This is a genomic window from Endozoicomonas sp. SESOKO3 (assembly GCF_024606255.1).
In genome coordinates this window covers 1-7,588 of the sequence record NZ_JAHHPR010000232.1, presented here as the reverse complement: position 1 = coordinate 7,588, position 7,588 = coordinate 1, and the positions used below count along the sequence as shown (strand labels likewise).

Annotated in this window: 5 protein-coding genes; 3 read left to right on the top strand and 2 right to left on the bottom strand. The window is 46.7% G+C overall.

The genetic code is table 11. From position 1 onward, the window contains the following. From speA to speB, 3 genes are all read left to right on the top strand, one after another. Positions 1-1,379: biosynthetic arginine decarboxylase (speA, locus tag KDK18_RS04115; RefSeq protein ID WP_257253403.1), on the top strand; the 1,379-nt coding region annotated here is incomplete at its 5' end. Beyond that, the gene (locus tag KDK18_RS04110) at positions 1,379-2,308 is read left to right on the top strand and encodes an S-adenosylmethionine decarboxylase proenzyme (protein ID WP_257253405.1); all 930 of its coding nucleotides are present in this window, start codon (positions 1,379-1,381) and stop codon (positions 2,306-2,308) included. The genes speA and KDK18_RS04110, both read left to right, overlap by 1 nt. 4 nt (positions 2,309-2,312) lie before the next feature. Then, positions 2,313-3,239: an agmatinase gene (speB, locus tag KDK18_RS04105; protein WP_257253402.1), complete on the top strand. Its 927-nt coding sequence runs from the start codon at positions 2,313-2,315 to the stop codon at positions 3,237-3,239. 12 nt (positions 3,240-3,251) lie between these two features. Here the strand turns inward: speB and KDK18_RS04100 are convergent, their stop codons facing one another. Beyond that, a complete protein-coding gene (locus KDK18_RS04100) occupies positions 3,252-3,917 on the bottom strand; it encodes a YiiX/YebB-like N1pC/P60 family cysteine hydrolase (protein WP_257253401.1) in 666 nt (221 codons plus the stop codon). A 12-nt stretch (positions 3,918-3,929) separates the two neighbouring features. Then, the gene (locus KDK18_RS04095; protein ID WP_257253400.1) at positions 3,930-7,304 is read right to left on the bottom strand and encodes a hypothetical protein; all 3,375 of its coding nucleotides are present in this window, start codon (positions 7,302-7,304) and stop codon (positions 3,930-3,932) included. Positions 7,305-7,588 lie beyond the last annotated feature (284 nt).

Sequence of the window (7,588 nt, the reverse complement as noted above, 5' to 3'; positions counted from 1 at the left end):
TGTTGTCACTGTCTTTTAGCCGCTTGATGACATTCAGTACCTGGCTGGGTCTTCGTGTTCGCCTTGCTTCTCAAGGCAAGGGAAAATGGCAGGCCAGTGGTGGCGAGAAATCCAAGTTTGGTCTGTCTGCCAGCCAGGTACTGAATGTCATCAAGCGGCTAAAAGACAGTGACAACATGGATTCTTTGCAGCTGCTGCACTTCCATCTGGGTTCCCAGATGTCGAATATTCGTGATATCCGCAAGGGGATCAGCGAGTGTGCAAGAGTTTATGCGGAACTGTATCGCCTGGGTGCCCCGATCCATTGTCTGGATGTGGGTGGCGGCCTGGCTGTGGACTACGAAGGTACCCGAAGCCAGAGCAACTGTTCCATGAACTACAGCCTTCAGGAATATGCGAACAATATCGTTTATACCCTGGGCGATCTTTGCGCTGAACAGGCCATTCCTGTGCCAAGGATTATATCGGAGTCGGGTAGAAATCTGACGGCGCACCATGCCGTCCTGATCACCGACGTAGTGGGTGTCGAAAGCTACGAGCCGGAAGAGCCTGTGGCACCGGGCAAAGAAGCCCCGCAACTTCTCCACAATATGTGGGGCTCCTGGAAAGATCTGGTGAAAGGTGTTGAGCAACGGGCACTGGTTGAATTGTTCCACGATACTCAGAGTGACCTTTCTGAGGTTCATACCCAATTCGGAATAGGCCTGCTGGATCTGGAACAGAGAGCCTGGGCAGAAAGTATTAATTTAAGAATCTGTTATGAGCTGTCCAAACGGCTGTCTCATAAAAATCGTTCGCACAGACCTCTGATTGATGAGCTGAGTGAAAAACTGGCTGACAAATTCTACGTCAACTTTTCACTGTTTCAATCGTTGCCCGATGCCTGGGGTATTGATCAGGTATTCCCGGTGCTGCCACTTTCCGGACTGAACCGCCCGCCCGAAAAGCGTGCCGTTATGCTCGATATTACCTGTGACTCCGACGGCACCATTGACCAGTACGTTGACGGTCAGGGTATAGAAACCACTCTGCCTGTCCCTGAGTGGCATTCGGACAAGCCTTACATGATTGGTATTTTCCTGGTTGGTGCCTATCAGGAAATTCTTGGTGACATGCACAATTTATTTGGCGACACCGACACAGTATCCGTTCGTGTCACAGACCTTGGATTAATTGAGATGTTTGATTTCCAGGCTGGGGACACCGTAGAAGATGTTCTTAAATACGTGAATCTGAAACCGGAAAGCTTCCTGCATACCTATCAGAAACTTGTGGAAGAATATCTGCCAGAATCCAGCCGGACCTCTGTGCTGGAAGAGCTGGAAGCAGGCCTAAAGGGCTACACCTACCTTGAACACCTGGGAGGAGTTGAGCTGTGATGTTCTTCGAAGGCTCTGAAAAAAAAGTAGAAGTCATTACAGCGGCCGAGGCGGGCTCGCTGCGTGAGCTGGGCAAAGACTTCTGGTCTGATATGGTGGCCAAGGCTCAGGCGGACATTCTGACGACCCTGAGTAATGACTATTGCGACGCTTATCTGCTGTCAGAATCGAGTCTGTTTGTTTGGGAAGACCGCTTCCTGATGTTGACCTGTGGAACCACGACTCTGGCCGATGCATTCCTTTATTTTCTGGAACACATCGCTGATGAACACATTCTGTTTGCCAGTTTCCAACGCAAAAATGAGTACCAGTCGCATCTGCAGAAAACGTCTTTCGAGAAAGACATTAACCGGATTCAGTCTGAGCTGGAGGGTAGTGCCTTCCGTATCGGCAGTCTGGACAGTCACCACAACTACATCTTCCATCTGAATCGTCCCTATCATCCCCATGCGGATGATCAGACCAGCGAATTACTGATGTATCATATCAAAGGTGCAGCTGCTCACTATCTTCGTAGTGAAGGACAAACGATTGAAGGCATCCGGCAATTGCTCAGACTGGATGAAATCCTGCCAGATTTTGATCTGAGTGACTGGTTGTTTGAACCCTTTGGCTACTCTCTCAACGCCATCAAGGATGATCGTTACGCCACTTTCCATATCACACCTCAGGAAGACAGCTCCTATGTCAGCTTTGAAACCAACCTGAATATGGAAGACACCGCTATTCTGGAAAAGCTACTGGAAGCCCTGCGCCCCGGGAGCTGGGATCTGATTGGCTTTAATGCACCGGCGCCCTTGCGGGAAAATGGCGAGTTCAGCTGTCTGACAGAGTGCCGTCTGCCTCTGCAGTGTGGCTATGAAATGAGCTTTAATCATTACCAGCACAAAGAGCAGCGCTCATTACAGGCGGTGGAACTGACGGGATAAAATCATGACTACGTCGATAAAAAAGGAAGACCACTCCCTTTACGCTAACGCCTTTGGCTTTCTGCGACAGCCGTTGGATTTCAATCCTGTTCAGTCGGGAGCTGACCTGATCATTACCGGCATTCCTTTTGATCTGGCGACTACAGGACGCAGCGGTGCTCGCTTTGGTCCCGAGGCCATTCGCAAGGCATCGGTAAACCTATCCTGGGAGGGCAAGCGCTGGCCCTGGTTCTTCAACCTGAAAGACTATCTGTCCATTGCTGACTGTGGTGACCTGGTCTTTGAATGCGGTAACGCCCAAGATATGAGCGATACCCTGTTTCAGCATGCCGACCAGCTATTGTCTGCTGGCAAACGTATGCTGTCGTTTGGAGGCGATCACTTTATTACCCTGCCTTTGCTGAGAGCTCACGCCAAATATCATGGTCCTTTGGCATTGGTCCACTTTGATGCTCATACCGACGACTATAACCAGGGTGGCAAGTTCGACCACGGAACCATGTTTTATCATGCTCAGGTTGAAGGGTTGATTGATGCCTCGGCTTCAACCCAGATTGGTATTCGAACCACTTACGATCACAAGAACACCCGTTTCAATGTTCTGGATGCCAGCTACGTTAACGGTGCACCAGTGGCAGAGATAATCGAAAAAATACGCGAAAAAGCAGGTGATCGTCTTGTTTACCTGACCTTTGATATCGACTGTCTGGACCCGGCCTATGCTCCGGGAACCGGAACACCGGTTTGTGGCGGCCTGAGCTCGGACCGGGCTTTGCAACTGCTCAGAGGTCTTCAGGGACTGGATATTGTGGGCATGGACGTGGTTGAAGTTGCACCAGCTTATGATCACGCCGATATTACCGCTCTGGCGGGTGCTACGATTGCTCTTGAGATGCTTTATCTACAGGCAGCCCGATCAGAAGCCACCTGACAACCCTTCAGCTCAGACAAGCTGCCCGTTAGTAGCCTGTCTGGCGGGAAGTTGTCCTACCACTCTGATCACATCAAGCTTATCCGAACATGAGAGCAGGGCGGGGTGTGAGCCCGGCTCTCCTTCCGGTATGGGTTGTCCTACCTTCTGATAAAAGTCTACCCAATAAGGCAATATTTCTCCGGTTTCCAGATCACGGAACCCCATGGGGGTTTCTGGAAATACCGGTTCTCCCTCGTTAGCAGACCTGAACGCTTCCAAAACAAGAGCGCTACAGTACCAGGCTCGTTCACTGATATCGGATCGAGCATGACCCTGCGGAGAAAAGTCCCTATTGTAAGGAATGTGCAACTGCTGATCAGCAAAGGCCAACGCTTTATTAACTAAAGGAAGCCATGGTGACTTGAGACGAGCCACCAGAATGCATGGTCGTCCCAGTCCATCGCACACCGATTTATCCATAAATTGAGTCAGGGTTATTGTCTGAACCTTTGGCATCACCGCTTCAACCAACTCCCCGCTCTCAGTCGCAATGGCCACATGATTCAGGGCCATGCCGTTATAACCAGCAAACAGTCTACTGATGACCCACTCCAGCTCTCCTCCCTTGCGAAGTTGAAACAGAAGGTCGCCTTTTTGCAGTTCTGGAATGGGCATGGAATTTGGCTGCTCAGTCATTTACCAAAATCCTCATCGTTGAAAATAGCGATCTAAAATTTGCTTTCTGATAAGATTTAATTGATGTTCTAATTCTGTATATAGAGATGGCAGAAATAATGACATATCTTGTTTCCCCAGCAATAGTTTTGTTGAATCATCTATAGACAGTCGGATCTGATCAATTTCTAAATTTCGCTCAACGTTATGTATAGATACTCTGACTTGTAATACTCCACCGACAATTACTTTTTCACTTAATATTTGAACCTTAACAGGGTTGTTCCAAACAAGCTGGTTGGTTTTCGAATCAAATTCATAATCTCCATCACTTGTCTTAGTAAGAATAATTTTTCGATCTAGAAACGTTATTTGATTTGGTATTGAGTTTGCTATATAGCCCTGAATCCCAGAGATTATTTCTGGAGAGCGACTTTCTAATTGAGCAAAGAGGCTTTCTAGTTCCTCCTCAATCATTTCTTTAGCCTCACCGTATACGCAAATTTTAGGGCCAAGGAGTTTTCCAAGGGGTTTTATAATCGGTTTTGTATCAAATGTGTAATGGTAATTATTAACCTTCCCTGTGTTACAAAAATGATTCAGACTTACTTCAGTCCTCAGGGTCATATCGAATTCTGTATGCTCTTGCCATATCTTCCTTTCACGAATAAATTTTGGAATTAATTTTAAAGAAATTATAGGTCTTATATATATGCGGCAAAACACATGATATGGGATCTCAAAATAGATACGATCATTTAACGAATCCACCTTAACTTTTATCTCATTAGTTTTTGTTATGCGTAATTTATGTTCTTTATTTCTCTCAAAGAGAAAGGGCTCGGTTTTAGATTTTTCATTTACCATTTCCTGTATATAGCCCGCTACAGATTTATCAATACAATCCCGTTCCTCAGGGGTTAGCTCCCTTTTGGTATAGTAAGAATATGCTCTGTGAGCGTTTACACCTCCGATTATAAATCCTATACCTGCACCTACAAGCGCTGCGGAGCCACACCCATCCAGCTTGTCGTTTCCCCTGAGCCAATTAGTGCTGAATCGACTTATCGCAGAGGTAGCACCGCCCGCTACAGATCCGCTTAAACTTCCAGCAATAACTTTCATAGGTTTGGATCTTGCCATTTCTTCATCACAAGCATTAATTACGCGAGCCGTTGCTTGGGATGATATCCCTCTTAATATATTCCCGACACCTCCGGCTGTACCACCTGAAAAAGCTCCAATAACAGCATTTCTTGCTGTTTCTTTAGTAAAAAAGGTACCGTTTTCTCGATTAATTACAGCTTTAGTTGCACTTTCGGCAAGATTTGAGCTAAATCCACCAACCGCTCCTGCAAGAACGTCATCCACTACTAAAAAGCCTGTGGTTGCGGCATTGCCTAGGGTTGCTCCGCTGGTTATTGAACCAGTAAATTTACCTAATACCTTCAATGCTCCGGAAGTACACAAACCAGCTACTGCTCCACTTATTCCTCCTATGAAGCTTTGTTTGATATACTCTCCTGGATCGCAGTCTCTTGCTTTACAGCTATATATTGAGCCTTGTATCCCTGAGCTAATCAATGCTCCTCCTACAGCCGCTTCCAGCTCACCCGTACGCAATGTAAGTGTTACTCCAGCCGCAACTTGAATGCCTCCTAAAGCAACCCCTATAGTCGTTCCGATAGGCCCTCCACCCCTTAATCTTGGATGAACATATACCTTATAACTTCCGTCGTTTAATCTGTGGAGGTCTACCCATGTTCCTTTACAAAATCCTCGCAAATGGCAGATCTCATTCTGGATTTCCTTTGGAATGTTTACAATGTCGTATGGGGGAATAAAAATCGTTTTCCCATCCTCCGACATAACCCAGGCTTCCAACCCATTTTGCCCGAGCATAAGAGCAACTTGCATGCCTTTAACCGTCCAGCTATTGATCAAGCCATTAGAGGTGTATGGCTCAGGTAAGCTAAATCGACTTCTTTCTTCATGGCCAGACTGCTTCTTTGTATTTTCTGGAAGTGAATCTGCCTGCTGATCTTCAATACCATTAGCTTGTGCACCTGCATCGGGGCCAACACTGCTTTTACCACCTCTTGCTACTTGCAATAACTGATCACTAACGCCGCTCGCCTCTGGTGCTTGCAGCATGTATTCATTAATGATTTCTTCAGAAGCTGTGCCCTCCGGTTCCAATCTCACTATCTCCTGTTTTTCGTTCAATAGCTTCAACTCAAAATCAAGATCGAATTCATCAGTCTGCTCAATCACTGCTGCAATCCGTTCAACGATAATGGCAGCCTGTATATCCTTTTCATGGTCTTCAATGCCTTCGGACATATCTAACAGGTGTTCTATAAACTCCGCCTGTCCGTTGAGCAGGGGCTTCAACCACCGTATGACTTGTTGTGTACTTCCCAGGTTTTTGAGGAGTTGATTGAATTGCGTTGGAGTGAGACGCAAAGAACTAACCTGGTTCCCATTGATATTTACACGCAGCCTTCTGTCGGACTCACCACTCCAGGTTCCAAACAGCCAGTGCATAGGGTTGTCACCTGTCAACTCTGTCAGCCAGCCCCAGTCCAGTCTGAGTATGGGACCTATGCTGATCTCCCAGTCGGTATTGCTTTGCAGTGCCATCCAGTGTGGTTTCCAATGCTGGTTATTGTCATCGCCGGGCCAAAAAATACCACCACCGTCACCACTCTCCGTTCTGTCAAATTTCGATCCTGCCTGAAGTCCTGTTATGTTCAGCCCTTTTCCCTTTTTATTTGGTTCATTTTCCGTCGTTTTTTTATCTTCCTTCTGGCTTCTGGCGGTTGCCAGAGCGAGTATGGGTTGAGTGGAGAGTATGAATTGACCAACGTCATAGCTGTATTTATTTAAGAGTGTTTCTGAGCATCGGTAGGGTCTTATCAGGGTGATATCCAGCTGCCAGCTTTTGGTGGTTAAATAAAAAATACTGCCCGAAGTTGAAGGGTCAAACTCCTCAGAGAGACTTATGATGTCAGCGTTATTTTTAGACTGGATATGTGCTGCGCAGATCACCAGTTGCTCAAAAGGCTGAATGGTGAGAGTCAGCTCAACGCTTCCTGAATATCCTGACTCTGGAGAAGGTTGGATGTAGAAACGGGACTTTATCTGATCTTCAAGTGTTGTCATTGATGGCGGTTGCCATTCGAGTAAGTGAGGGTGCGGGAGTGTTGACTCTGGTGTGTTTTCTTTTGAATCCATTGCTTGTGACTGATGTGGATGCGAACTACTCTGTTGACCAGCAACTCCATCCCATGCCTGCACGAGACCAGCAATCCAAAATAGAATCAATAAATGTAAGTATGCTCGTTTAAGGAATAACGACAATTTGAGGTTATTTTGTTTCCTCGCCGTCAAAACTTGAGGGGCCATGGAAATTTGCCATCAACAAGATGTGATTAAGCGGTGGGTGAAGAAAAAGCCCTTTGCACCAGTGACGAAGCGTAAAATCCAGCTGAGAAAGGGGTTGTTAAACCACGCACGATGCGCAGAGAATTATAGCAGAGTAGGGGTAGCTTCATTTTTTTGCTATGGAATAACAGCTGAATACGTTTTTGGTTTTTTTTCATTGCAGCCTTGATTAATGCCTACCGGCCAGAACCCCTAGCAGCCTGTCGGACTTAAGGCTGTCCTACTGCGGTTGCAATAAATTGGTC